The following is a 26,910-nucleotide window of genomic DNA, read 5'->3' on the forward strand; positions in this document are numbered from 1 at the left end:
CGCAATCCTCTTAAGAATTACGGGCTTTTAATAAGATTTGAAGGGAGATTAAAGAATATACTGACTCAAGTCTTTATCCTTTACTAAACCATCTAATTTTTCGCTTACCATTTGTTTGGTCACTACAATTTTGGCATTGGCTCCAATTTTATCTGGAATATCGAAAAGCAGCTCATTAAGCAATTTGCTCATGACCGTTTGTAATCTTCTTGCTCCGATATTTTCTACTTCAGAATTGACCTGAAAAGCGATTTCAGCTAACTCCTCAAGCGCATCATCATCAAAAGTCAAATCTACTTCTTCTGCTTTTACCAATGCTGTGTATTGCTTAGTAAGTGCATTTTTAGGCTCTTTCAATATCCTTAAGAAATCATCTTTAGTAAGACTATCTAATTCCACTCTGATTGGGAAACGACCTTGCAACTCAGGAATTAAATCAGATGGCTTGCTTACATGGAAAGCTCCTGCTGCCACGAATAAAATATGGTCTGTGTGAATGATACCGTATTTGGTATTCACAGCACTTCCTTCTACTATCGGAAGTAAATCTCTTTGCACTCCTTCGCGGCTTACATCACCGCCACTGGAATTCCCACTTCCTTTTGCAATTTTATCAATCTCATCAATGAAAATCATCCCGGCATTTTCCGCCTTTTTGATGGCTTCTTCTTTCACTTCATCCATGTCAATCAGCTTGGAAACTTCTTCATCAATTAAGATTTTTCTAGCCTCTTCAATGGTGACTTTACGCTTCTTATTTTTCTTCGGCATCATGTTACTTAACATATCCTGAAGATTTATCATAGAAGCTTCATCCATCATTCCTCCGCCAATCATGCCCATGCCATTATTAGCAGCGGTTTTAACATTAATATCAATTTTGCGGTCTTCTAGTTCTCCATTGCGTAATTTCTCTCTGAAACGCTCCCGAGTTTTTTGATTCAACTCATAATCATTATCTGGTACTTGATTATCGGCAGTGGTGCTGACAGGTCGTTGACTGTTTGATTTCATAGGAGGAATCAAAGCATCCAAAATGATATCTTCTACAGCTTGTGTTGCCTTTGATTTTACTTCCTCTTTTTTGGCTGCTTTTACTAAGTTTACTGATTGTTCTACTAAGTCACGCACCATGCTTTCTACATCTCTTCCTACGTAACCAACTTCCGTATATTTAGAAGCTTCCACTTTCGTAAATGGAGCATCAGCAATTTTTGCTAATCTGCGGGCAATCTCTGTTTTACCCACACCAGTTGCTCCAATCATTAAAATATTATTTGGAATTATCTCGCCTTGAATTTCAATGGGAGTATTCATTCTCCTCCATCGGTTACGTAAAGCAATGGCAACATTACGTTTAGCATCATTCTGGCCGATTATATATTTATCGAGTTCTGCAACGATTTCTTTAGGTGTCAAAAATAAATTATTGTTCATGATTTTTTCTTCTTTACAAATTCTTTCAAATTGGTTCCCAGCGTTATAAAATGGGCAAAACCACCCGCTTGGTAAATGGCATTTGAATACCCCATATTAAATTTTTTAGTTTGAATAAAAACGCCAACCGTAAAACCACCCGCACCGCCTTCTTGTTCATTGCTTAACGACTGTCGGATAAGATGATTATAACCAGCTCTTAAATTCAAATTCTTTCCTAACATTATTTCAGTTCCAATTGTAACGTGCTGAAAAATTTTATCGAATGTAGATGGTGGGTTGTTATTCACATCCGTAAAAACTTGATTGTTATTATCACTAATCAAACTTCCATCAAAATAGCTTAAATCATATTGATAAAGTCGGTTCAATGTTAAGGAGAAACGGAAAGGCATAAACTCTGGTTTATAAGTTCCGCCTAATTGTACATCAAATGGAAGATTTCTATTTTCTTCCATGTATTTTGAGGTAAAAAAACCTAAGTTTTTGATGACTAATCCGACACTTAGCTCTTCTTCAGGATGCACAAAAGCACCTCCTAAATCAGTCAATAGTGCAGATTGATGAAAGCCACTAATTTGACTGCTTACAAATTTTAGACTGGCTCCGTATCGAAATACACCATCTTCTCTCGCATGGCTTACTTGAATGACATAATCGGAAGCTCTAAAATCTTCGGTAGAACCACCTGTATTATCAAAGCCTTCAAATTGACCATAATTGAAATAAGTCACGCCAAAACTGAAAATGCCGAGCTTCTCAAAGTCCTGAGCATAAGTTAATTGACTGCCGTAAATATCTGAAAAATAAGGATTTAGGCTAAAAGAAAGTTGCCCATTCATTCCAGAATTCAGCAGTGCAGGATTTTGCCAAATCATATTGACATCTCCTGCATTTGAACTCACATTTACAGTTCCTAATCCAGCTATTCGGGCATGATTAGGCGTTTCTAAAAATTCAAATGCGCGTAAACCACCAATTTGGCCATAAGCTGAAGACATTGTCAAACAGATTACCAAAAGGCTTGCTATGACCTTTTGCCAACTCATAAAATCTTGGCGGATACTGTTTTTTTGTTGTCATCCTCAGGAATCACGAAATCAATCGGATTCTTGATTTGCTCTTTCAACAAAGCAATTTCTAATACTTCATTTACCTGATCAACAAAATGAATATTTAAACCTTTGATGTATCGTGTATCGATTTCATCAATGTCTTTTTTATTTCTTTGACATAAAATCACATCTTTAATTCCAGCTCTTCTTGCCGCTAATATTTTTTCTTTCAGACCACCAATGGGCAATACTTTCCCTCTTAGAGTGATTTCACCTGTCATCGCTAATCTTGATTTTACTTTTCTTTGTGTAAATATCGAAGCAAGTGAAGTAATCATTGCGATACCAGCTGATGGACCATCCTTTGGAACTGCACCCGCTGGAACGTGAATATGCAAATCATAATGGTCAAATATCTTATGATGGATTCCTAATTCATCTGCATGAGAACGTAAATAGGATAGGGCAGTCATAGCCGATTCTTTCATCACATCACCCAGCTGTCCAGAAAGTGTTAATTTTCCTTTTCCTCTACTTAAGCTCGATTCTATAAAAAGAATTTCGCCACCAACTGAAGTCCAGGCTAGACCAGTTACCAAGCCAGCAGTTTCATTATCTTGATAGATTTCTTTTTCGTAAGCCTCAGCTCCCAAAATTCTTAAAACATCTTCTGGTTCAATTTTACTATTGAACTCTTCCTCCATCGCAATGGATTTAGCAATATTTCTTACGACTTTTCCGATTGTTCTTTCTAAGCCTCTTACACCTGATTCTCTAGTGTAGTCTTCAATTATTTTAGCAACTGCCTTTTTGCTGATAGTAACATCTTTTGCTTTTAAGCCGTGCTCTTTTTTCTGTTTAGGAATGAGGTGCTTCTTCGCAATTTCTACTTTTTCTTCCAACGTATAACCCGTTACCTCAATAATTTCCATCCTGTCTCTCAAAGCAGGATGAATAGTATCTAATGAGTTTGCGGTGGCGATAAATAATACGTTTGACAAATCATATTCCACCTCCAGATAATTATCCTGGAAGGTTTCATTCTGTTCTGGATCTAAAACTTCCAACAAAGCCGAAGAAGGATCTCCTCGGAAATCAGAATTTACCTTGTCGATCTCATCCAAAATGTAGACAGGATTAGATTTTCCTGCTTTTTTCATATTCTGGACAATTTTACCTGGCATTGCGCCTACATATGTTTTTCTGTGTCCACGGATTTCAGCTTCATCATGCACGCCACCCAGTGACATTCGGACATATTTTCTTCCTAATGCATCGGATATTGATTTCCCCAAAGAAGTTTTACCCACTCCAGGAGGTCCGTAAAGACACAAAATTGGGGCTTTCATATCTTGCTTCAATTTCAAAACGGCAAGATATTCTATGATTCTTTCTTTTACTTTTTCAAGTCCGTAATGGTCACGGTCTAAAATTTTCTTAGCTCTTTTCAGATCGAAATTATCCTTGGTTAAATCACCCCATGGTAATTCCAATAGCAATTCCACATAATTCATGGCAACCGGATATTCAGCAGCTTGCGGATTGATGCGGGAAAGTTTATCGATTTCTTTGTCAAAATGCTTCTGAACCGTTTTAGACCAATTTTTATCCTGCGCTCTAAGTCTGAAGTTATCTAATTCCTGATCGGGACTATCCTGTCCAAGCTCATCTTGCAAAACTCTGATTTGCTGCCTCAGAAAATAATCTCTTTGTTGCTGGTCAATATCGGTATGAACCTTTTTATGGATTTCATTTTTCAGTTCCAGCATTTGGATGTCTTTCAACATAAATTCCAAAAGCAAAGTAGCACGTTCTTTGGCATTGGTTTTTTCCAATAGCTTTTGTTTTTCTGCTACTTCAGAATTGATGTTAGAAGAAAGAAAATGAGTTAAAAAATTCGGATTTTCGATATTATCGAGCGCAACTTGTGCTTCCTGTGGGATTTCAGGATTTAGCTTTAATATTTTACTGGCAGCATCTTTTAAAGACTGAATTACTGCCTTATTGGATTTTTGCTTTGGGTCTAATTCCTCATCGTCCAATTCCTGATAAGTAGAAATCAGAAAAGGATCTTCCTGAACGATTTCTTTAACCTCAAATTTTTGTTTTCCCTGAATGATAATGGTGGTATTTCCATCAGGCAAAACAATCATTTTTAAAATACGCGCTACTGTACCAATATTGTATATATCATCTTTACCTGGGTCCTCCACCTTGCTGTTTGATTGGGCAACAACCCCAATAATTCTATCTCCTTTATATGCTTTTTTAACTAGCTTGATAGATTTTTGGCGACCCACAGTAATCGGAATAACTACACCAGGAAAAAGAACTGTATTTCTTATCGGTAAGATTGGAAGCTGATTGGGTAATTCTTCCTCTCGCATACTATTTTCTTCGTCTGTTGAGATAAGTTGTATTAACTCACCCGTCTCGTCATCATTTATATCTGAAAAAACCTGTTGATGCTTAAATATTGAATCCATATATATATTTAATCTTCAGCCAATTTGGCATTTGAAATCTCTTATTCATCCGAATAAATCGGGTGCTTGCCTAATTCAATTGTTATGCCAACAAAATAATGTCTAATTTTGAAATTATTTTAGTCGCAATTCCGACATTTTTCGGATATTACTACTTATAATACTGACATAATTACCGCAAAACTATCAAATTGTCTTGAAGCACGCATTTAAATATTGCTTTTTAATCCTAACGTTTTCTTTTGCCGATAATCTTATGGGGCAATATAATCCTCAGATTGATTTATCTAAGAAAGAATCAGCAGAATTGTTTCCTTTTTATTTCCCTAATGTAAATCAAATTAACTATTTCCAGGACGAAAATGAGTTAAATAAAATTAATAGAGCTCGAGAAGGGCAGCATTGGGAAAGATTAAAGAAACTTCTTGAAGATTATGTGATGCAATTTGCCACCGAAAACTTTTATAAAGACACTCGTCTAATTTGGCAAATGGCGAAATTGGAAGAATTGTATGGAGATCTCGAACGAGCTAAAAGCTTATACAGACTTGCTTTAAAGCATCACCAAAGTAAAATTGATTTACGACAAATGGAGATATTCTTGGATTCTGTCAAATTGGAACAGACCGATGATTATGTGCCTATTGATTATTATTATGAATTGGTTGATTTCAGAAAATCAATTGACACTTTGGTGCCACCAAGAGGAATATTGTTAAGTATGGGGAAGCAAATCAATTCCAACATGGAAGATTATGCACCTGCTTTAACACTAGATAATAAAACCTTAATATTTACCTCCAAAAGAAGTATCAGCGGAAATTTGCTGTCGAATGAGTCCAATGAAGATTTGTATATTTCAGTTCAAGAAGAAGGGATGTGGCAAGAGGCAGTGCAGTTGAGAGGTGTAAATAGTCAATATAATGAGGGTTCTTCAACTTTGAATGCCGAAGGTAATCAAATTATCTTTGCAAGATGTGGCTCTCCAAATGGTTTTGGGAATTGTGATTTATACGAAACCCATTTGCAAGAAGATAGCACCTGGAGTAAAGCACGAAATTTTGGAACTAATATTAATTCTAAGGCTTGGGACTCACATCCTTCTTTATCGGTTACTGGTGATACCTTGTTCTTTGCTTCAGATAGGATAGGTGGATTTGGATTGTCTGACATTTATTTTTCTGTAAAAGGAAATGATGGAGAATGGACAACTGCAAAAAATTTGGGTCCTATTATCAATACCAGAGGAAATGAAGTGAGTCCTTTTATTCATCCAAAGCATAAAATTTTATATTTCAGCTCTAATGGCCATTTATTAAACTTTGGTGGTTTTGATATTTATAAAACAAGAGCGCTTGATTTTTTATGGCGAGAACCACAAAATATAGGGCCACTGATTAACACGGAAAGTGATGAATATTATTTCACTATTGATTCGGAATCTGAAGATTTATTTTATGCCGGAAACTCTTCCATGAGGAGTAGTAATTTGGATTTATTTTCATTTCCATTGCCAATGGAAGCTCAACCAGGAGCAAATACAAAGGTTTCTGGAGTTGTGAAAGATACTGTAGCAGGTAAGCCATTCAGAGGAATAGTTTCCATTGTTGATTTAGAAAATGGCATCGAAATAGCACCTAAATTTACGAAAGAAGACGGTAGTTTTGAATTTAATTTGATTAATAATGCCAATTACGTATTGGTCGTACAATCTGATGAATTATTTAAACTTGAAGAAATGTTTTTTCTTACTGGAGATACAATCATAAATAAAAATGTGGATCCGATGGCAAGTAAAATCAGATTTAAATCAATTGAATTTGAAGAGAATTCAGCTGATTTAAGACCAGATATGTATTATGATTTAGATAAAGTGGTTGATTTTTTATTAGATTATCCTGAGTTTAAATTAAGAATATCGGGTCATACGGATTCATCTGGTGATGAAATTGCCAATAAGTCACTTTCTCAAAAGAGAGCAGATGTAATAAGGGATTATATCATTTTACTTCATCCTGTACAAGCAGATAGAGTTGTGGCGGAAGGATTAGGGAACAGCCAGCCTATCGTAAAAGATGAAAAGACCGATAATGATAGAAGATTGAATAGGAGGGTAGAGTTTGAAATTTACCGTCCTAAAAATCAATAATAAACTAAATAGAATATTTCATTAAGATTCAAAGCAGTAGCTATACATGGTGGAATGAAGCAATCTTTCTATTTATCCTTTTATTCCAAAGTTTAAATTTATCTCTTTAGAAAATTTCAATTCTTAATTTTCCTGGCTAACATATATTGAGTTCTACTTTTCAAAATGAATTAATAAAGCATTAACTGTTCCGTATTCGTACTAATAGAAATTTAAAAAGAATTCGTATCGAAATCTTGATAAGTTTTAAAATCGAATGAAATATTACCTGAGTTTTTAGCTGTAAGATTTTTTTATTAAATATTAGGGAGCATTAAGTATTTATGAAAAGGGAAATAATAGTCAGAAATTATGTTAATAGATTTGTGAAAGGTGCGTCTATGATGTTTGCTCATGGTTATGGCTGCGACCAAAATATGTGGCGTTTTATTACTCCAGTTTTTCAAGAAGATTACGAAATTGTATTATTCGACCATGTAGGTTTAGGGAATTCCGTTGAGTATGCATAGAATGTTGAAAAATACAGTGATTTAAACGCATATCCAGATGATAATGGAATGGGGTTTGAAAAACAGACGAAGTGAAAATATTTGAATTTATGGTGCGCTTGCATAGCGATGATTCCATTGCGAGTACTGGAAAAGGATTGTCATCTTGTAAACGAATAGTGGAAATGCACGGTGGAAGCATAGGTGCAGAATCAGCATCAGGAAAAAGAAGTACATTCTATTTTACGCTTCCTATTATAGATAAATTGTAGAATTCGTGAAAATTCTTTTTCTTTTATAAAATTTCAATAGGTCTTAATAAAAACTTTAAAAGTTGATCCTGTACCCAAGGAACTTTCAACTTGAATTTCTCCACCACTATCTTCCACCATTCTTTTTACGATGAATAAACCTACTCCCATTCCTTCAACATCTGTCACTATTCTGCTATAGCGAGAGAAAATCTTGTCTTGCTTTTCTTTGGCAATGCCAATACCGTTGTCTTTAACAGAAAGAAGTACATAACCGCTTAATTGCTCTGTTTTTATATAAATCTGTGGCGCCCTATCTTTGGGCGTATATTTAATTGCATTACTTAAAAGATTATATCCTATACTCCTAATCTTCTTTCTGGAAAACATAATTTCAGACACTTCGAGTTCTGAATTAATTTTCGCAGAATATTTAAAAATTTTGTCTTTTAAGGATAATTGAACGTCATCTATCATTTTATGTAGATTGACGTTATCTGATTCATTATTAAGATTTTTGATATCGATGGTATTACTATACGCTGTAATCTATTCAATGATTCGCCTCATATTTTGGACAGATTCGTTTAGTCTGTTGAACATGGACTTTGCATCACTTGATTCTCTATCTGGAGCATTTTTTAGCCATTGAATTAAGCCTTCTATATTGCCTAATGGTCCTTTTAGATCATGAGAGATGGTATAAATAATATTTTCATAATTTAGGTTAAGCTTCTCAAATTGTTTTAAAGTTTCGATTCGGTCAGTGATATCCACAAATGTTATAATTACACCATTGGATTTGTTTTCTTCCCTGATTATGTATGGTAAAATATTCATTTGGTACCACCTGAAATCTGTTGTCTGGATTTCTTTTTCAAAATTTTGGTTACTGTTAATTACACGCTTTATATTTTCTTCAATAGTTGGATAGCGAATATTGTCTGAAAGTTCACTTATATGCTTCCCCAAATCTTCTTCAGAAAGGTTAAATTGCTTCATTGCTGGTGGAGTGAATTTCCGGAGGATTAAGTCAGCATCAACAAATAATTGTGGGATAATGGTATTTTGAAAATAATTTTCTAATTCTTCATTCAATCTTTTCAAATCGTTCATTTGATTGCTTTTATAAATTGACCTTTTAGTAGTCTTTTAAAGATCTTATCTTAAAATTTATTTACGGATTAGAGTCTTAAATTTTTGAAATGAACCTGTTTAATTTTTATACATGTTTTTCATTAAACTGTTAAACAATTCGAAAGTTACAGATATTTGGAAATAAAAGAAAAACGGGGAATGTAATTTTTACAATATTTAAAAAAATAGAAAATGAATGGATACGATTCAAAATATATCTCAAATTTCTCTATTATGATTAAGTATGATAGGAGTTAGGAAGATGAATTAAGCTTTAGGTGGTGTGAAAATAAAAAAATAATCAGGAATCCTATTTATATTAAACAGATTAAATTTGCAAATTTAATTATTCGAAGGAGTCGAACTGTTATAAGTTAGTGTTTTCAAACTAGCTTGGTTTCATCATTATCACAAAATGAGAATTTAAGGATACCACATCATATTTTTCGAAAAGAAAATTATGTAATTACCTATTTAAGTTAAGTGCTTATCTTATTTCCAACAAAACTACATTTTCCACATGGTGTGTCTGCGGAAACATATCAACTGGTTGAACTTTTGTGACCTTATATTTTTCATCTAATAGAGCTAAATCCCGAGCCTGAGTTGCAGGATTACAGCTTACGTAAACAATTTTTTTGGCAGCAATATTCAATAAAGTATTAATGACATCAGGATGCATACCAGCTCTAGGAGGATCGGTAATAATTACATCAGCCTTTCCATGCTGACCTAAAAATTCATCATTGAATACATCTTTCATATCACCAGCAAAAAAAACTGAATTATCAATATTATTTAATTCTGCATTAACTTTTGCATCTTCAATGGCTTCTGGTACATATTCAACCCCAATAACTTTTTTAGCACTCCTGGCAATGAAGTTTGCAATTGTCCCCGTTCCTGTGTATAGATCATAAACAATTTCATCTCCTTTCATACCTGCAAAATTTCTAGCAACTTTATATAATTCGAAAGCTTGATCGGAATTGGTTTGATAAAATGATTTCGGGCCAATCTTAAATTGAAGTCCTTCCATTTCTTCAATGATATGATCTTTTCCGTAAAAAACATGTACATCCAAATCAAAGAAAGTCTCATTTCCTTTTTGGTTCAAAATATATAGTAGAGAGGTGATTTCTGGAAAGTTATCTTTGATATGCTCCAACACCATGTTCAACCATTCTTCGTTTTCTTCAGCTACTTGTAAAATAACCATAGTTTGACCTGTAGAAGAGGTGCGTATGATTAAGTTTCTCAAAAAGCCTACCTGCTTAATTAAATTGAAATAGGTAATGTTATTTTCTTTAGAAAATTTATCTACAGCATTCCGAATAGCATTGGAAGGATCAGCTTGCAAATAGCATTTTTCAATCTGAACAATCTTATCAAATCTTTTAGGGATATGAAAACCCAAAGCATCGGACTCAAATTCTTTTCCTGATTCTATTTCTTCAGTCGTGAGCCACCTGTTGTTGGAGAAAGTGTACTCCATTTTGTTTCTGTAGAAAGTAGTGTTTTTAGAACCAAGAATTGGTTTTATCTCAGGCAGCTCCACTTTTGCAATTCGTTCTAAAGCATCTTTAACTTGCTCGCTTTTGAAGCCTAATTGGTCTTGATAACTTAAGTGTTGCCATTTACAACCCCCACAGACACCATAATGGCTGCAAAATGGTTCAATTCTTAAATCTGATTTTTTATGAAATTTAATAGCGCTACCCTCTAGGAAACTTTTCTTTTTCTTGTGAACTCTGACGTCAATAATATCTCCTGGGGCAGTGCCAGCAACAAATACTACTTTTTCCTTATAGTAGCCTAATGCTTTACCTTCAGAAGCAATTTTTTCAATCTCTAATTCTTTAATAATTGGGTGTGGTTTTCTCGCCATAATCTGCAAAATTAGCCTAATAATATTGAAGGGAAAAGCAAGAAGTTAGAATTTCTTATTTTAACAGAACTTCAGCAATTATAATTGCTTGATGCGAGAAGTTTTTATGTAAGCTACTTTCTCTTCAAAAATTATTTTACTCCAAACATCGGTTTGATTTTTAACTTGAATTTTAGCAGGCACCTCAACTCTTGCAGCCAAATTAGCACCTGCTGAAGGTCCTTCTAGCAGGTAGCTTGGAGTTTTTGTGATTATAGCTTCTGATTTCCCATCGTAATTATTGATAAAAGCAACAATTAGAAGAGGAATTATAGCTAGTGTAAAATAATTTTTCTTCTTAGAAACAGCGGTTTTATTTTTTAACATCATTCCCACGGCAAAAATAATGACGATAGAAAAGAATAATTGAAAATAGATTTTCCATTCTTTATAAATTAAATTGGCTTGATAAGCTACACCATAATCAAAACCGATTGCATTTTTACTCTCTGCAGTTTCTTCTAAATAGGATAGTGCTTTTTCATCTTTTGTAAATTGATAATATTTTTCAAGATAATACATAGATTGACCTTGATTTCCCATTCCTTCTTCAATGCGAGCTAACTTTAAGAGCATTGCAGGACTTGAATTTCCCTCTTCATAAATTTTCTTATAAATTTTTATTGCACTGATATATTGCTTCTTTTCATATAAAGAATCGGCCTTAACTAGTTCCTTTTCAAGGGACTGTGTAAATGCACCTGTGGTAGTAATGATGAAAAGAAAAAGAGAAGAAATTAGAAATTTGAAGTATTGCATTTGCATTTTATTAATTAGTACTTACCTTTGCAACGCAATTAAGGAAAATGACTTCTTAAAAGCAACAAAAAGACTCGGAACTCAAGTATTGAGTAGGTTGATTGAGAGAATTATCTTGAGTTTGATTTGAAGATATCATGACTCGCTAGCTCAGCTGGTAGAGCACATCCCTTTTAAGGATGGGGTCTTGGGTTCGAACCCCAAGCGAGTCACATAAAATATAAAGTTGTAAACAATTTCGTACAACAAATTATTAAATTGCTCTGGTTAAGTGAATCAGAGCCTTTTTTTTCCCAAAACAATTATGACTCGCTAGCTCAGCTGGTAGAGCACATCCCTTTTAAGGATGGGGTCTTGGGTTCGAACCCCAAGCGAGTCACTAATACAAACCTATCTGTTGAAAAATGGATAGGTTTTTTAGTTTTAGCATGTATATTTGCTTAAGCTCAAAAGCGCACGTGGTGAAATTGGTAGACACGCCACCTTGAGGGGGTGGTGCCTTAACTGGTGTGGAAGTTCGAATCTTCTCGTGCGCACAAGTAAAAAAGGCTGAGAAATTAAATTTCACAGCCTTTTTTGTTTTAACTAAAAGTACGTAATACCGATTAGGTTTAAATATCTAACTGTTATCAATGGTCAACTTAAGCCAGATTTTATTCTCAAACCCGAAAGGTTTTATAGTTACTTCTTTATAATTAATCAGCAAATGCCATTAATAAGTCTTGTTTGGTAATAATATGTGCTTCATTTTTATCATCTAAGACCATCAATGCTTTATCGCCATGGTTCATCATTGAAGAAATAGTATCTACAGTAGTGTTATATGCAATAAATTTAAAAGGATCGTCCATTATTTCAGATATTGACTTTGTTTTCAATTCAGGATTTTCCACTAATTTATTCAACAACTTCGTATCTGAAATACTACCCACAAATTCACCTGCTTTAGTTACTGGTAATTGTGAAATAGATAATTCATCTAATAATCTGACCACTTCACCAATTTTTTTGTCGCTATCAACACTGATTAGTTTGTAGCTACCATTTCTTTTTTTAATAATATTTTTTGCTGTTGCATAATCATTATTTTCTAAAAATCCATGATCACGCATCCAATCATCATTATAAATTTTGCCTAAGTATCGAGTTCCATGGTCAGGAAGAATTATCACCATCATATCATCTTCTTTAAGATTTTCTTTGGCATACTCAAGTGCTCCATGAACTGCTGAACCACATGACCATCCACAGAATAGACCTTCTTCCTTAGCTAATCTTCTGGTCATGATAGCACCATCTTTGTCAGTTACCTTTACAAAATGGTCTATCATATCAAAGTCAACATTTTTTGGCAAAATATCTTCTCCAATTCCTTCAGTTAAATAAGGGTAGATTTCTTTTTCATCAAATACACCAGTTTCTTTATATTTCTTGAAAACTGAGCCATATGAATCGATGCCCACACTTACTATTTTCGAATTTTGTTCTTTCAAAAATTTAGAAGTACCACACATGGAACCTCCTGTTCCAACTCCTGCAGCCCAATGCGTTATTTTACCTTCTGTTTGCTCCCAAATCTCTGGTCCTGTTGTTTCATAATGTGCCCGTGAGTTAGACATATTATCATATTGGTTCGGATAAATAGAGTTAGGTGTTTCTTCGTGTATCTTTTTGGCTACTGAATAATAGGAGCGAGGATCAGTTGGACTTACATTGGTAGGGCAAACAATTACTTCTGCACCAACTGCACGAAGTATATCCATTTTTTCTTTCGACTGTTTATCCGCTAAGGTAAACACACATTTATAGCCTTTTGAGATAGCCGCTAAAGCTAGACCCATGCCAGTATTTCCCGATGTTCCTTCAATAATGGTTCCTCCTGGTTTTAGCTTGCCTTCTTTTTCAGCATCTTCCACCATCTTGATAGCCATTCTATCTTTCATGGAGTTGCCAGGATTGAAATATTCAACTTTTACCAGTATAGTTCCTGGTATTCCTTTGTTGACCTTATTTAATTTTACCAATGGAGTATTTCCAATGGTCTCTATAATAGAGTTATAGTACATTTTTTTTCAATTTGCTTTCCACAAAGTTAGTTATTTAAAATCATCATTGAAATGTGACGTATGTAATATTGAGATTCTTTTAAGAATAACAGTATATAGTTTACCAACGTTCTTTGTAGTAGAATAATTAAAGAAAACTATGCAAAATCTTAATTCACAAATCGCATTTAAAATTAACGAACTATCTGATTATGGATATAATAATAGTTTTCAGTTTGAAAATGGTGAATTAGTCCTAAGAAGGGAAGAAGACGATAGACAAATTGAGAAGCATTATGTTGCAGAACAAGTTTCTGTAGAAGCAGAGTATTTATATGAAGATAAGGGTTCTATAGTGATTACATTCATGACTAATGATGGCGAATTAGGTTATGCAGTTGATACTATGGATGCGACTGGTGAGTTCCCTTTAGTTAATTATTTTGAAGCAATCGAAGATTAGAATTGTTTAACCATTTCAGCTAGAGTCCGTACTTTTAACTAAACAAAAGGATATTATGGATTCAATGAACACAGTAACAGAGAAAATAAAAGAATTAAGAAATCAAGGTTATACTGAAGATTTTTTCTTTGAAGATGGTCAATTGAGAACTGAAGATGATTCTTTTAAGCAAGAAGATATTTCTAAAGTGGAAGAATATAGATTTGAAGGAAAATCCAATCCTGATGACTTATCAATATTATATCAGATTACTACCAAATCAGGTAAAAAGGGCACTATAGCTGATGGTTTCGGTCCAAGTGCAAACCAAGAATTAACCCAATTTATATTACAGGCAGAATCTTAATTCTGCCTGTTTTGTGCAAGCAAGTAAAGTACAGCCATTCTTACAGCGACTCCATTTTCAACTTGATTCAAAATAATGGACTGCTTTGAATCGGCAACATCGCTACTGATTTCTACTCCTCTATTGATGGGTCCTGGATGCATAACAATGATTTCTTTCTCAAGACTGTCTAGTAGTTTTTTATTTACTCCATAATAGAGAGCGTATTCTCTTAAAGATGGGAAATATTTTAATTGCTGTCTTTCTAGCTGGATTCTTAAAATATTTGCCACATCACACCATTCTAAAGCCTCTTTTACATCCCAACTAATTTTCACACCTAATTCAGCAATGTATTTTGGTAAAAGTGTTGCAGGTCCACATACCATTACCTCTGCACCAAGCTTTTTTAAGGCATAAATATTTGATAATGCTACTCTTGAGTGTAATATATCACCAATGATTGCGACCTTTTTCCCATTTAGATCTTGAATCTGTTCTCTGATAGAATAGGTATCCAATAATGCTTGCGTTGGATGTTCATGTGTACCATCGCCTGCATTTATTATGTTAGCTTTTATATGCCTTGCTAAAAAGTGAGCAGCCCCTGCACTAGAGTGCCTCATTACTACCATATCTACTTTCATCGAAAGGATATTGTTGACGGTATCTAGAAGGGTTTCTCCTTTTTTAACAGAACTGTTCGATGAAGAGAAGTTTATCACATCAGCGGATAATCTTTTTTCTGCTAATTCAAATGATAATTTAGTTCTTGTGGAGTTTTCAAAAAAAATGTTAGCTATAGTAATATCTCGAAGGGAGGGGACTTTTTTAATGGGTCGATTGATAACTTCTTTAAAATGGTCGGCAGTTTGAAAAATTAATTGAATATCATCTTCTGTTAAGTTTTTGATACCCAATAAATGATTTACACTTAAATTTGTCATTTTTCTTCGTTTGTCACTAACCAGATTTTATCACTTTCTGCACCTTGTTCTGTCCATTCAACTAATACTCTTTGCGTTTTAATGGTATTTACTCTTCTTCCAACATAATCAGCTTGAATTGGTAAATCTCTTGTATATTTTCTATCAATAAAAGTGAGTAACTCAACCAAGCGGGGTCTTCCAAAAGCAATCATAGCATCTAGAGCGGCTCTGACTGTACGTCCAGTGAAAAGCACATCATCTATTAAAATTACTTTTTTGTCTTCAATTATGAATGGAATCTTGGTGGCATTAGCCTTCAAAGGTGTATCTCTCCTCCTAAAATCATCTCTATAGAAGGTGGTGTCTAAAAGTCCGAGAGGAAGTTCCTTTTTAAGTCTTTCATTCAAACGCTTTTGAATTCTTTGGGCTAAGAATACACCTCGCGGCTGTAAGCCAATCAAAACTGTATTTTGGAAATCTTTATGGTTTTCGATCAGTTCTTCCACTAACCTATTGATGGTAATTTGTAAAAGGTCGGTATCTAGAATCAAACGTTTTTCCATTGTGCTTGCACAAATATAATAAACTGATGATTTATTCGACCACGATTTTATTGATAAAAAATACTTTTCTATTTAGCTTAATATCTTCATCCCTTAAGTTTTTAACTTTATTCACTCCAAATGCATAAAAATTATTTCCATACCATTTTTCTAAACCTTCCAAATTTTCATCATTCCCTCTCATTTCATCATTTTCGTACATCAGTTTAAGTTCTTCGCTATATTTTCCTTCTACAATTTCATCCCCTTCAATTATTTTAATTTGTAATTTTTGGTCAAATAAATACAGCATTACAATTTGTTGGTCGAGAAAAGCTAGTTGCACATGCTCTTCAAGCTGAAAGCTTTTTAAGTCTTTGATTTCAAAACTATTGTCCCAAAGTAAATTTCCATTATCATCAAATGCAACTATAACGGCATGTGTGTATTTATATCCATCAAAAACTTGATCAGTGTTTCTACTCATAAAGGGATCATAGTTATAGAAAGAAAATCCTGAAGAGCTGTTTGAATAGGTAGGATAATATGCTTCACCTATTAATATATTTTGATTATTCTGCTTAATTATATCTTGTACAAAAAGTCGATAACTAAATCGTAGTTTACGACCCTTTACCTTTTTTCTAGCTATTCTTTTTTTGATTCTATTTTTCCGTCTTTCTTTCATGTAATTAAAGAAATTATCCAATTCAGCATAATTGTAATATTGTATTTGTTCTTCAAGACTTTTTTCTAAATCAGCAACATATATTCCTCTTGATGTCTCAGTTCTTCTTCTGACAGAATAAGTACCTGCTAAAAGATTTCCGCCATCGCTACTATTGACAATCCTACCATCGGTTAAACTAAAGTCATTTTTAGCAGCTAATTCTTCTGTAAATATTTGTTCTCCCATGGTTGAATAAGCTCTAATAGTAACTCCAAATCTTTTATTAAGAAATCGGTCAGAGGTTATAATTCTTACTAAATCATCATCTGTATCCGTTACAATTTGCAAAAGATTACTTCTTTCGTTATAAAATCCTGGTAAAACAACCCCTTTTTCAGCTGTGAAATTATAGATCATTACAACTGTGCGCATATTTACATCCCCACCAAAGATTACAGCATCATTTTTCATTTCAAATTCTGTCAATCTTATGGGTACCAAATTTTCATAGAGGTAGGATTTAAAACCATCTTCTTCCAAAGTAAACGTAAGAAAAAGAAGGTCACGTGCATAAACATCTCCTTCCTGAAAAAGCATTACAAACCTACCATTGCTATAACTATATCCTTTAAAAGTAAAAGTATTTTCAATGATTACTTCCTTGCGACTTATTTCATTGAAAGAAGTATCCAATCTGATGATTTCCCATGCAAACTCTTTAAAACTTGGTCTGTCGTTTAATTGCCTGAACAGGAATAATCCATCTTCTTTTGCAGAAACTATAAAATATTCTTGATTGAAATCATTTATTTCAGCTTCATACCTTAATGGCTGCGATATCTGCCCGAAGACTTGGAAACTTATAACAGATAGAAGGAGGATTAATGTAATTTTTAAGTTCATATAAAAAGTGGTGATAGGTTATTCAACTATGATAACATAACTTTGCCAGTTTTGTTAGATACAAAAAATACGGAAAGTAACCGTTATCCTTCTCAATATATATTTTAATTTTACCAAAAATCAAAAAGCTTTGGAAAATAAACAAATAATAAAAATATTAAAAAATACCGCAAAGCTCATGGAGTTACACGGTGAAAATGATTTTAAAATTAAAAGTTATCAATCTGCAATTAATAGCTTAGAACGTTTCAATAAAAGTTTGGCTACATTATCCACAGATGAATTGCAGAAAATAGAGGGTGTAGGTAAAAGTTTGGCTCAAGCTATTTCTGATATCAATCAACATGGTTCCTTTGAACTTTTTGATGAGTTGAGTGCTAAAACTCCTGAAGGTATATTTGAAATGATGCAATTGAGTGGCTTTGGCCCAAAGAAAATTAAGATTATTTGGGAGAAGCTGCAAATTGAAAATCTTGATGATTTATTGATTGCATGTAAGAATAATAAAATAGCTGCTTTAAAAGGTTTTGGAGATAAAACACAAGCTAAGTTGGAAGAGGCTGTTGAATTTAAATTAAGTTGGAGAGGATATCTTCATTATAGGGAAGCGTCTCAGTTAGCTGAGCAAATTGTAAAAGAATTAAAATCTATAGAAGGAGTAAAGGAAGTATCAGTTACTGCTGATATCAGAAGAAAAATGGAGGTAATAAAACCCTTAGAAATTCTGGTTGCTTCTGAAAACAAGGCGAAAATTATTCAGTATGTTTCTAAAAACGAATATTTTGAATTGGATAAAAAGAATTCTGGTCCATTAAGTTTGAAATTCCTTTATAAACCCCTGAAAGCAGAAATCAATCTGAATTTCACTTCTAAAGAACAATTTATTAATGATTTATTTAAAACCACCGCTCATCCGAAACATCTGAACGCAGAATTGAAAAATGGCAGTTCTTTCGGTAATATGCTGAAAGAAAAACAATTTAATTCCGAAGAGGATATTTATAAGGCAGCAGAATTTCCATTTATTGCGCCTGAGCTTAGGGAAGGTTTATGGGAGTTGGATTGGGCAAAAGAAAATGCGATTCCTAAGTTAGTTGAAATGAGTGATTTGAAAGGAATTTTACATAATCATAGTACCTATAGTGATGGAAAAAACTCGCTGGAAGAAATGGCTCATTATTGTACAGAGTTAGGGTATGATTATTTGGGTATAAGTGACCATAGTAAAACTGCTTCCTATGCCAATGGTTTGCAAGAATTTAGAGTTCAAAAACAACATGAGGAAATAGACATTCTTAATAAAAAATTAGCTCCATTTAAAATTTTCAAGGGAATTGAATCTGATATTCTAAATGATGGTTCTCTTGATTATGCAGATGATGTCCTTAAAAGCTTTGATTTTGTGGTGGCTTCTATCCATTCGCCTCTGAGCATGGATGAAAAAACAGCTACTAATAGACTTTTAAATGCTATTGCAAATCCTTTCACCACTATTTTGGGTCATCCAACAGGGCGATTGTTACTCCAGAGAAAAGGCTATCCCATTAATCATAAAGCAGTAATAGATGCTTGTGCCGAATATGGAGTAGTGATTGAAATTAATGCCCATCCATGGCGCTTAGATTTAGATTGGCGATATGTTCGATACGCATTAGATAAGGGCATTCAAATATCGATAAATCCTGATGCTCATGAAACAAATGGTTATCATGATATGTATTATGGACTCTCTGTTGGAAGAAAAGCTGGATTAACAGCTAAAGAAACGTTCAACGCAAAGAGTATTGAAGAAATATCACAATACTTTAGTGACCGTAAAAAGTCAGCACTTTCAAAAGTATAAGATTTGAAAAATATTAAAAAAGTACTCATTTTAAGATTCTCATCCATTGGAGATATCGTTTTAACTACCCCAGTTATACGGGCGATTAAACTACAACTCTCCGAGGTTGAAGTTCATTTCGCTACAAAAAAAGCCTTCGCCAATATACTTGAAAATAATCCATATGTGGATAAAGTCCATTCATTGGAGGATAATTTAAACGATTTGGTTGTAAATCTAAAAGCTGAAAAATTTGATTACATAGTAGATCTTCATAATAACCTTAGAACAAAAATTATTAGATCAAGATTAAATGTACCATCAAAATCATTTGGTAAATTGAATTGGGAAAAGTGGCTTATGGTTAACCTGAAAGTAAATAAATTGCCAAATGTCCACATAGTAGATCGATACATGGATGCCGCTTCCGAATTGGGTGTTAAAAAAGATCAATTCGGATTGGATTATTTTATTCCTGAAAAAGATGAAGTGGAATTGGAGTGGTTGCCTGAAACTCATCAAAAAGAATATGTAGCATATGTTATTGGAGCGCAGCATAATACTAAAAAATTACCTTTTAAGAGAATGGTTGAATTGTGTGATAAAATCAACAAACCAATCATATTAATTGGAGGGCCTGATGATGTTGAAATGGGGGAGAAGGTAGCACAATTTTTTGAGCAAACTGAAAATTCAGCTCCGTTTGAAGAGAAGCTAACTGAAATGGGTAAAAAAACTAAAGTATTCAATGCATGTGGAAAATTTAATTTGAATCAATCAGCCTCTCTTGTTAAAAATGCTGCCTATGTTTTCACACATGACACAGGCTTGATGCACATAGCCTCAGCATTTAAGAAGAATATTTTTTGCATTTGGGGAAATACTATTCCAATGTTTGGGATGTATCCATATAAAACCAAATTCACAATTTTAGAAAATACAAAGGTCGATTGTAGGCCTTGTTCTAAAATAGGTTATCAAAAATGTCCTAAAGGACATTTTAATTGTATGAATAAAATTGTATTTGATTTTTGGTTGCCTTAATTTAATAAAAGGCATCTTCAATGTGCAGATAATCTTGTGGTGAGTTTAAATTTATGCTTAAAATATCAAAGCGGATGTCTTTTTGCCAATTAATTGCATAAATATAATTTTCTGCAGCCTCCATTAATTTGTATATTTTAGCTTGATTTACCCTTTCTTCTGGAAAACCGTGATTAAAGGAATGCAAAGCTTTAACTTCTATGAATATTAATACGTTAGCATGCAAAGCAATGAGATCAATTTCAGATCTCTTGAATCGATAATTTCGCTCCAGTATCTCGAATCCTTTGGATTCTAAGATTTTTGTGGCTAAATCTTCGCCTCTATCGCCTATTTTTTTTGTATTCATGCTAATGGTATCAATCAGATATTATATTTGTAAAATTAAAAAACGAACTAAAAACCAACTGTGATAAATTTAATAAAAACTTTTCCCGAGCAGCTAAAAGAAGCACTGGAATTAACAAAACAAATCAATGCTTCTGACATATCAAAAGAAGAAATTCAACATATTGCAATAAGCGGAATGGGAGGCTCAGGAATAGGGGTGCATCTCGTTAAAAGTATATTGGAGGATTATTGCAAACATCCAATAACGTTAATTCAAGGATATAAACTTCCACTCTGGGTAAATGATAAAACATTATTTATTGCTTGTTCCTACAGTGGAAATACAGAAGAAACTTTACTATTATTAGACCTAGCAAGAAAAAAAACGAACCAGATTTTTTCAGTTACAACAGGCGGGAGACTTAAAGACATCTCCGATAAATATAATTTTCCGCAATACAATTTTTCAGGTGCTGCTGAATGTCCACGAGCAGGATTAGCTTTCCCTTCCGTAGCAATTTTAATGTTAATTCAAAAGTTGGGTTTTTGTTCTGGTATAGATGTAGAGGAAGAATTACAGGAGACTTTTATCCTATTAAAAGATAGTCAGGAAGATATTCAGGCAATAGCAAAATCTCTTGCCATAAAAATGCATGGTTATTTTACATTATTATATGCAGATCAAAAATTTTATCCTGCAGTATTAAGATTTCAGCAACAGTTGGCAGAAAATAGCAAACAGCTTTCTCATGCCCACGTTTTTCCAGAATTAAATCATAATGAATTAGTGGGCTGGGTTTTTCCAAAAGAACATATAAAGAAATCAAAGGCTATTATCTTGAGATCAGATTTTGATTATGCTCAAAACCAAAAGAGAATGGATATAAGTAAATCGATAATTTCAGAAAAAGCGGAAGTAATTGAGCTTAATGGTCAAGGAAGTGGTTTTACGCAGCAGTTATTTTACTTTATTCACTTAATTGATTGGATTAGTTTTTACCTTGCTGAGGAAAACCATATTGATCCATTTCCTGTTGAAAGTATAAACTTTTTAAAAAATAAATTAGCTGAATAGAAGTGAATTTTAAGTTAAATAAAGATACTCAATTTCTCTCTTTGGGAATGATGGATTACAAAGAATCTTGGGATTACCAAGAGGAATTATTTCTCAAAACCATCGAAATCAAAACCAAAAATAGAAAGATAGAAGAAAATCTACATGAAATAACACCTAATTATCTTATTTTTCTAGAACACCCCCATGTTTATACTCTAGGGAAAAGCGGGTCTGAACAAAATCTATTATTAGACAAAAATGGTTTGATTCAAAAAAAAGCTACTTTTTACAAAATCAATAGAGGTGGTGATATAACTTATCATGGGCCTGGTCAGATTGTGGGTTATCCCATTTTAGATTTGGATAACTTTTTCACTGATATTCATAAATACTTACGATTATTGGAGGAAGCTGTAATGCTCACTTTAAAAGATTACGGAATTGAATCCGGAAGGATAAAAGGATTGACTGGAGTTTGGATTGATTATCAAGAAGGGGCTAAAAATCCTCGTAAAATTTGCGCGCTAGGGGTAAAGTCGAGCAGGTGGGTAACAATGCACGGTTTTGCATTTAATGTCAATACCGACTTAAATTATTTTAAGAATATTATTCCTTGTGGAATAGACGATAAAGCGGTTACTTCAATGGAAGCAGAATTAGGTAAAAAACAAGATTTTGAGGAAGTAAGCTATAAATTGAAGAACCATATCGCAACTTTATTTGAAATGAAATTAGTTGATAAGGTTTAGAATCCTTTTTTACATTAATGATTTTACTCTATAACACAAATTAAAAAATACACATGGAAATGAGCATAATTTTTTAGAATCCTCAACATACCAATCGAGGATGACTAAAATTTATCGGATTACATGTGAACATTGACAATAAACCTACACACATGAAAAAAGATATTGATTTTTCACCAGTAACCGGTGTAGAATTGGTAATTACCCGTTCTGAAAAAGAAGGAGAAGAGTTATGGGATGTTTATTTAATTAATAAAAATCTAATAGAGCTTGAAACTGTTTTGATTACCTCAAAAGGATACGGACGAATTGACGGTAAAAATAAAGAAACATCTATATTACGCCATATGATAGGAAAAGTGGAAGAGCAAAGTTATGCTAGAATAGAACCTATCCAACCTGAATTATTTCAGCTCAATAATGAGTATTGGGTGAGTTACTACATCTTAGACCAAATTTTTGATAAGAAGTTTGTATTTGTTCCTGAATCCATTCAAAAGGAAAATTTACAATATATACCGGAATTAGATTTGATGGGAGTAAGGCACGCCTAAAAATTATGCAATATCACTTGCCTTGCAAATTACTCTTTAATAAGGATTAGTGTTTGCACATTTCCTTTTCCGTCAGTTGACTTCCATCTTTGGTATTTTCGTTTACTTTCGATTATAATCCAAGATTTTGCTAACTCACTTTGGTCATCAGTTTTGATGGTTATATTTTCATCATTTACATTGTAGGTGAATTCGGTTTTATCAACTCTTTCATTTCCTAAAATTCTGTAAGATAAATCATTATAGCCGCTACCATTCTTTTCTAGAACGATCTCACCTATATTTTTTGCGTTCGCATTGCTTCCATTACTTGATTCCTCAGAATAGGAAGCAATTTGCCATGTGCCTATTATATTTTTCTCTAAACTACATGATACTGTAAATAGAATTGCGCAAAATACTAAAGCAAAATTAAAAAGTGATGGTAAAGTTTTCATCATGGAGATTAAAATAAAAATGTGTTTTGAATTGATAGTTAACTCTAATATAAAATAATTATTTCTTCAATTTAATGGAGGCGGAATTTATACAATATCTTAATCCTGTAGGTTCAGGACCATCAGGAAAAACGTGACCTAAGTGTGCATTGCAAACATTGCACATCACTTCAACTCTAACCATTCCAAAGCTTTCATCTTTTTCATACTGAATCACATTGTTTTCAAACGGTTCTGTGAAACTCGGCCATCCAGAGCTGGAATCAAACTTTAAAGTAGAATCAAATAATGTGGTTCCACAACATCTGCATGCATATTGTCCTGCTTCATGTGCTTCACAATATTCACCACTAAAAGCTCTTTCAGTTCCTTTTTTTCGGGCTACTTGAAATTCCTCAGCAGATAATATAGCTTTCCATTCAGCATCAGTTTTTTCAACTCTTTTTGGCGGTTCTGGACTTCCGTTATTGGCATATTTGATTACATCATTCCAATTCATAAATTGTAATTTGATTTAATATTATAAACTCTAGTCAAGTTGCTATGTTTGAAATGTAATGTAAATTTCCTTCTCTTTAAAAAAGGCTGTTGGAATAATCCAACAACCTTTTATAAAATTCTCAAAAGTCTTGATTCTAGGCTCTAGAATCTCTCTTAACAATATTCCTCAAAAACCTGAACCAAGTGATTACCAATCATCTCTGCAGTTCTTCCTTCGATATGGTGTCTTTCCACAAAATGAACCAATTCACCGTCTTTAAATAAAGCGATAGAAGGAGACGATGGCGGATAGGGAGCTGTTAACTCTCTAGCTTTTGCTACTGCTTCCTGATCAACGCCAGCGAAAACAGTTGTCAAATGATTAGGCTTCTTAGTACTTTGCTGTACTGCCCATTTTACGCCTGGTCTAGCCGCTCCTGCAGCACAACCGCATACTGAATTGATCACCATTAAAGAAGTTCCTTTATGGTCTTTTAGGTGTTCAGCCACCTGATCAGCTGTTTTGAATTCTTCAAAACCAACTTCTGTTAAATCTGCACGCATTGGTGCTACTAATTCTTCAGGATACATATATTTAGATTTTAGATTTTAGATGATAAGATTTAAGATTTCTCAGTTTGTTCTTATCATATTTAATTTTTAATTATTACTTACTTTTCTAATCCTACGATTTAAAGTCTTGATTCTAGACTCTAGATTCTTGAATCTTATTTACATAAAACCCAACTCAAGCTTTGCTACCTCACTCATCATTTCCTGAGAGTAAGGGGGATCAAATGTCAATTCCACTTTCACATCACTAACGCCTTCGATCGACTTCACTTTCATTTCTACCTCACTTGGAATTTCTTCCGCAGCAGGGCAGGAAGGAGAAGTTAATGTCATCAGGATATACACATTATTGACAGGATATACATTTACTTCATATATTAATCCCAATTCGTAAATATCCACTGGAATCTCAGGGTCATAAACTGACTTTATAGCTTCCAGCACTTTATCTCTTAAATTGGGAACTTCTGTTTTCTTTTCAAATTTTGTTTCTTCTGACATCATGTATCAATTTAAGCTTCGTTTTCTAATTTTGTTTTATACGCTAACGCATACATTTTGATTTGTTTGATCATGGATAAAAATCCATTAGATCTTTGCGTTCCGATAAAACGGTTCATTCCAATTTTATGAACAAAATATAAATCAGCATTTAAAACCTCATCTATTTTACCATTGTTCAAAATCGAAACTAATAAACTAACCAATCCTTTTGTAATGGCAGTATTGCTATCCGCCTGAAAATGTAGTTTTCCATCATTTTCTTCTGCAGTTAACCATACTTTTGATTGGCAACCTTTAACTATATTATCTTCAGTTTTTAATGATTCTGGCATTTCAGGTAGCTTTTCTCCTAACTCTATCAAATAGCCTATCATCATTTCCATGTCACCGTCTAGCATGGAAAACTGCTCTATAATCTCGTCTTGTTTTGTGTTGATTGTATTATCAGCCATTGACTAACTTTTAGCTAAATTTTGCGACTATATCTTTTAAAGAATCTGCAAAAAAATCAATTTCTTCAATTGTATTATAAACAGAGAATGAAGCCCTAATCGTTCCTTCAATTCCGAAATGATCCATTAAAGGTTGAGTGCAATGATGACCTGTTCGTACTGCAATGCCTTTTGCATCCAGCATCATTCCAGCATCATAAGGGTGCACATTGTCAATGGTGAAAGAAACCACACTCACTTTATCTTCTGCGGTGCCATAGAAATGAATTCCGGGTACTTCTGATAATCTTTTATGTGCATTTCGAGTTAAAGCTTGTTCATGTGCCATGATATTATCTTTCCCAATAGAATCGATATATTCAGCGGCATGTTTTAAAGCAACGACATCAGCAATATTTGGTGTACCCGCTTCAAACTTATAAGGAATATCATTATAAGTGGTTTTTTCAAAACTCACATTGTTGATCATTTCCCCACCGCCTTGGTAAGGTGTCATTTCTTCTAGAATGGCTCTTTTACCGTATAAAATTCCACAGCCTGTTGGTCCATACATTTTATGACCTGAGGTAGCATAAAAATCGCAATCCAAATCTTGTACATCCACTTTGCAATGAGAAGAAGCCTGTGCTCCATCTACTACCATTACTGCATTTTTAGCATGAGCTAGTTTAGCAATTTCTTTAACTGGATTTACTGTACCTAATGAATTGGAAGCATAAACAACAGATACAATCTTAGTTTTATCAGTTATTAGTTTTTCAACTTCATCAAGTGAAATTTCACCTTTAGCATTTACAGGGACAACCTTCAAAATCGCACCCTTTTCTTCTGCTATCATTTGCCAAGGCACAATATTGGAATGATGCTCCATAGCGGTGATTAATATTTCATCACCTTTTTGGAGAAACTTTCTACCGTAAGCGTTGGCTATCAAATTTATTCCATCGGTTGTACCTCTGGTGAAGATTACTTCTTCTACTTCCGCAGCATTGATGAATTTATGAAACACCTTTCTGCTATCTTCAAAGGCTGTAGTGGCTTTTTCAGCTAAAGAATGCAAACCTCTGTGAATATTAGCATTATAACCTTCATAATATTCAGAGATAGCATCAATTACTTGCTTCGGTTTTTGAGTTGTAGCAGCATTATCAAAATAAATCAATGGCTTTCCATTCACCTTTTGCTCAAGGATGGGAAAGTCTTTTCTGATTTTTTGAATATCCAATTTTGGTGCTACTGCTGTGCTCATATAAGCTGAATTTATTTCTATAATTTAATTACTCTAACCATTATTCATCAGAAGAATCGAAATTATTAATCCTCACTGAAAAAAAACTACTAA

General features: G+C 33.6%; 28 protein-coding genes and 3 tRNA genes. 13 read left to right on the forward strand and 18 right to left on the reverse strand.

From position 1 onward, the window contains the following. Positions 1-48: 48 nt before the first annotated feature. From hslU to lon, 3 genes are read right to left on the reverse strand one after another with little or no spacing between them, the layout of a single operon-like run. Positions 49-1,437: an ATP-dependent protease ATPase subunit HslU gene (gene hslU, locus VFM92_RS03740; protein ID WP_325120855.1), complete on the reverse strand. Its 1,389-nt coding sequence runs from the start codon at positions 1,435-1,437 to the stop codon at positions 49-51. After that, positions 1,434-2,486, reverse strand: a complete 1,053-nt coding sequence (porQ, locus tag VFM92_RS03745; protein WP_325120856.1) for a type IX secretion system protein PorQ — start codon at positions 2,484-2,486, stop codon at positions 1,434-1,436. The genes hslU and porQ overlap by 4 nt, the downstream gene beginning before the upstream one ends. Continuing rightward, positions 2,483-4,978, reverse strand: coding sequence for an endopeptidase La (gene lon, locus VFM92_RS03750; protein WP_325120857.1), 2,496 nt, complete (start codon positions 4,976-4,978; stop codon positions 2,483-2,485). The genes porQ and lon overlap by 4 nt, the downstream gene beginning before the upstream one ends. A gap of 256 nt (positions 4,979-5,234) precedes the next feature. Between lon and VFM92_RS03755 the strand changes: the two genes are divergently transcribed. The 3 genes from VFM92_RS03755 to VFM92_RS03765 all read left to right on the forward strand — a co-directional run bounded on the left by VFM92_RS03755 (position 5,235) and on the right by VFM92_RS03765 (position 7,887). Next, positions 5,235-7,127, forward strand: a complete 1,893-nt coding sequence (locus tag VFM92_RS03755) for an OmpA family protein (RefSeq protein WP_325120858.1) — start codon at positions 5,235-5,237, stop codon at positions 7,125-7,127. A gap of 323 nt (positions 7,128-7,450) precedes the next feature. Next, positions 7,451-7,636: an alpha/beta hydrolase gene (locus VFM92_RS03760; protein WP_325120859.1), complete on the forward strand. Its 186-nt coding sequence runs from the start codon at positions 7,451-7,453 to the stop codon at positions 7,634-7,636. A gap of 71 nt (positions 7,637-7,707) precedes the next feature. Then, on the forward strand, positions 7,708-7,887 hold the full coding sequence (locus tag VFM92_RS03765; protein WP_325120860.1) for an ATP-binding protein: 180 nt from the start codon (positions 7,708-7,710) through the stop codon (positions 7,885-7,887). 33 nt (positions 7,888-7,920) lie between these two features. Here VFM92_RS03765 and VFM92_RS03770 read toward each other — a convergent pair whose 3' ends face one another. From VFM92_RS03770 to VFM92_RS03785, 4 genes are all read right to left on the reverse strand, one after another. Further along, positions 7,921-8,343: an ATP-binding protein gene (locus VFM92_RS03770; RefSeq protein WP_325120861.1), complete on the reverse strand. Its 423-nt coding sequence runs from the start codon at positions 8,341-8,343 to the stop codon at positions 7,921-7,923. A 72-nt stretch (positions 8,344-8,415) separates the two neighbouring features. Beyond that, entirely contained in the window at positions 8,416-8,982 is a 567-nt protein-coding gene (locus VFM92_RS03775; RefSeq protein WP_325120862.1) for a PAS domain-containing protein, read from the reverse strand. 508 nt (positions 8,983-9,490) lie between these two features. Then, complete coding sequence (gene rlmD / locus VFM92_RS03780) at positions 9,491-10,891, reverse strand: 23S rRNA (uracil(1939)-C(5))-methyltransferase RlmD (RefSeq protein ID WP_325120863.1); 1,401 nt, start codon at positions 10,889-10,891, stop codon at positions 9,491-9,493. A 78-nt stretch (positions 10,892-10,969) separates the two neighbouring features. After that, on the reverse strand, positions 10,970-11,689 hold the full coding sequence (locus VFM92_RS03785) for a hypothetical protein (RefSeq protein WP_325120864.1): 720 nt from the start codon (positions 11,687-11,689) through the stop codon (positions 10,970-10,972). Positions 11,690-11,828: 139 nt separating this feature from the next. Between VFM92_RS03785 and VFM92_RS03790 the strand changes: the two genes are divergently transcribed. The 3 genes from VFM92_RS03790 to VFM92_RS03800 all read left to right on the forward strand — a co-directional run bounded on the left by VFM92_RS03790 (position 11,829) and on the right by VFM92_RS03800 (position 12,225). Then, positions 11,829-11,901, forward strand: a tRNA-Lys gene (locus VFM92_RS03790). A 94-nt stretch (positions 11,902-11,995) separates the two neighbouring features. After that, a tRNA-Lys gene (locus tag VFM92_RS03795) sits at positions 11,996-12,068 on the forward strand. A 73-nt stretch (positions 12,069-12,141) separates the two neighbouring features. After that, positions 12,142-12,225: transfer RNA gene (locus tag VFM92_RS03800), tRNA-Leu, on the forward strand. 159 nt (positions 12,226-12,384) lie between these two features. Here VFM92_RS03800 and VFM92_RS03805 read toward each other — a convergent pair. Then, a complete protein-coding gene (locus tag VFM92_RS03805) occupies positions 12,385-13,755 on the reverse strand; it encodes a cystathionine beta-synthase (RefSeq protein WP_325120865.1) in 1,371 nt (456 codons plus the stop codon). Positions 13,756-13,894: 139 nt separating this feature from the next. On the opposite strand from VFM92_RS03805, the gene VFM92_RS03810 reads away from it, so the two are divergent. Next, positions 13,895-14,197 (forward strand): hypothetical protein, encoded by a 303-nt coding sequence (locus VFM92_RS03810; protein WP_325120866.1) that lies wholly within the window; start codon positions 13,895-13,897, stop codon positions 14,195-14,197. Positions 14,198-14,252: 55 nt separating this feature from the next. Further along, positions 14,253-14,543 (forward strand): hypothetical protein, encoded by a 291-nt coding sequence (locus tag VFM92_RS03815; protein ID WP_325120867.1) that lies wholly within the window; start codon positions 14,253-14,255, stop codon positions 14,541-14,543. Here VFM92_RS03815 and VFM92_RS03820 read toward each other — a convergent pair. From VFM92_RS03820 to VFM92_RS03830, 3 genes are read right to left on the reverse strand one after another with little or no spacing between them, the layout of a single operon-like run. Next, complete coding sequence (locus VFM92_RS03820) at positions 14,540-15,469, reverse strand: aspartate carbamoyltransferase catalytic subunit (protein ID WP_325120868.1); 930 nt, start codon at positions 15,467-15,469, stop codon at positions 14,540-14,542. The two genes, VFM92_RS03815 and VFM92_RS03820, sit on opposite strands and share 4 nt — an antisense overlap. Next, a complete protein-coding gene (pyrR, locus tag VFM92_RS03825) occupies positions 15,466-16,014 on the reverse strand; it encodes a bifunctional pyr operon transcriptional regulator/uracil phosphoribosyltransferase PyrR (RefSeq protein WP_325120869.1) in 549 nt (182 codons plus the stop codon). Before pyrR ends, VFM92_RS03820 begins: the two co-directional genes overlap by 4 nt. 31 nt (positions 16,015-16,045) lie before the next feature. After that, positions 16,046-17,566, reverse strand: a complete 1,521-nt coding sequence (locus VFM92_RS03830; protein ID WP_325120870.1) for a hypothetical protein — start codon at positions 17,564-17,566, stop codon at positions 16,046-16,048. 130 nt (positions 17,567-17,696) lie between these two features. Here VFM92_RS03830 and polX point away from each other — a divergent pair, with 130 nt between their 5' ends. Beyond that, positions 17,697-19,409, forward strand: coding sequence for a DNA polymerase/3'-5' exonuclease PolX (gene polX / locus VFM92_RS03835; protein ID WP_414675562.1), 1,713 nt, complete (start codon positions 17,697-17,699; stop codon positions 19,407-19,409). Positions 19,410-19,412: 3 nt separating this feature from the next. Further along, positions 19,413-20,432, forward strand: coding sequence for a glycosyltransferase family 9 protein (locus tag VFM92_RS03840; protein ID WP_325120872.1), 1,020 nt, complete (start codon positions 19,413-19,415; stop codon positions 20,430-20,432). A 1-nt stretch (position 20,433) separates the two neighbouring features. Here the strand turns inward: VFM92_RS03840 and VFM92_RS03845 are convergent, their stop codons facing one another. Continuing rightward, positions 20,434-20,781 carry a YraN family protein gene (locus tag VFM92_RS03845; RefSeq protein WP_325120873.1) on the reverse strand — a complete coding sequence of 116 codons (348 nt, stop codon included), beginning with the start codon at positions 20,779-20,781 and terminating at the stop codon, positions 20,434-20,436. 60 nt (positions 20,782-20,841) lie between these two features. Here VFM92_RS03845 and VFM92_RS03850 point away from each other — a divergent pair, with 60 nt between their 5' ends. The 3 genes from VFM92_RS03850 to VFM92_RS03860 all read left to right on the forward strand — a co-directional run bounded on the left by VFM92_RS03850 (position 20,842) and on the right by VFM92_RS03860 (position 23,122). After that, complete coding sequence (locus tag VFM92_RS03850) at positions 20,842-21,837, forward strand: bifunctional phosphoglucose/phosphomannose isomerase (protein ID WP_325120874.1); 996 nt, start codon at positions 20,842-20,844, stop codon at positions 21,835-21,837. A gap of 2 nt (positions 21,838-21,839) precedes the next feature. Further along, complete coding sequence (gene lipB, locus VFM92_RS03855; RefSeq protein WP_325120875.1) at positions 21,840-22,568, forward strand: lipoyl(octanoyl) transferase LipB; 729 nt, start codon at positions 21,840-21,842, stop codon at positions 22,566-22,568. A 152-nt stretch (positions 22,569-22,720) separates the two neighbouring features. Next, the gene (locus VFM92_RS03860) at positions 22,721-23,122 is read left to right on the forward strand and encodes a hypothetical protein (RefSeq protein ID WP_325120876.1); all 402 of its coding nucleotides are present in this window, start codon (positions 22,721-22,723) and stop codon (positions 23,120-23,122) included. A gap of 29 nt (positions 23,123-23,151) precedes the next feature. Here the strand turns inward: VFM92_RS03860 and VFM92_RS03865 are convergent, their stop codons facing one another. The 6 genes from VFM92_RS03865 to VFM92_RS03890 form a co-directional block, all read right to left on the reverse strand. After that, the gene (locus VFM92_RS03865; RefSeq protein WP_325120877.1) at positions 23,152-23,562 is read right to left on the reverse strand and encodes a lipocalin family protein; all 411 of its coding nucleotides are present in this window, start codon (positions 23,560-23,562) and stop codon (positions 23,152-23,154) included. 55 nt (positions 23,563-23,617) lie between these two features. Then, entirely contained in the window at positions 23,618-24,058 is a 441-nt protein-coding gene (gene msrB, locus VFM92_RS03870; RefSeq protein WP_325120878.1) for a peptide-methionine (R)-S-oxide reductase MsrB, read from the reverse strand. A gap of 155 nt (positions 24,059-24,213) precedes the next feature. Then, positions 24,214-24,630: a BrxA/BrxB family bacilliredoxin gene (locus tag VFM92_RS03875; RefSeq protein WP_325120879.1), complete on the reverse strand. Its 417-nt coding sequence runs from the start codon at positions 24,628-24,630 to the stop codon at positions 24,214-24,216. 141 nt (positions 24,631-24,771) lie between these two features. Next, entirely contained in the window at positions 24,772-25,113 is a 342-nt protein-coding gene (locus tag VFM92_RS03880) for an SUF system Fe-S cluster assembly protein (protein ID WP_325120880.1), read from the reverse strand. Positions 25,114-25,124: 11 nt separating this feature from the next. Beyond that, entirely contained in the window at positions 25,125-25,568 is a 444-nt protein-coding gene (locus VFM92_RS03885; protein ID WP_325120881.1) for a SufE family protein, read from the reverse strand. Between the two features lie 10 nt (positions 25,569-25,578). After that, positions 25,579-26,817: a cysteine desulfurase gene (locus VFM92_RS03890; protein ID WP_325120882.1), complete on the reverse strand. Its 1,239-nt coding sequence runs from the start codon at positions 26,815-26,817 to the stop codon at positions 25,579-25,581. Between the last annotated feature and the right edge of the window lie 93 nt (positions 26,818-26,910).

The sequence above is a fragment of the Marivirga sp. genome, assembly GCF_035704835.1.
Classification (GTDB): domain Bacteria; phylum Bacteroidota; class Bacteroidia; order Cytophagales; family Cyclobacteriaceae; genus Marivirga.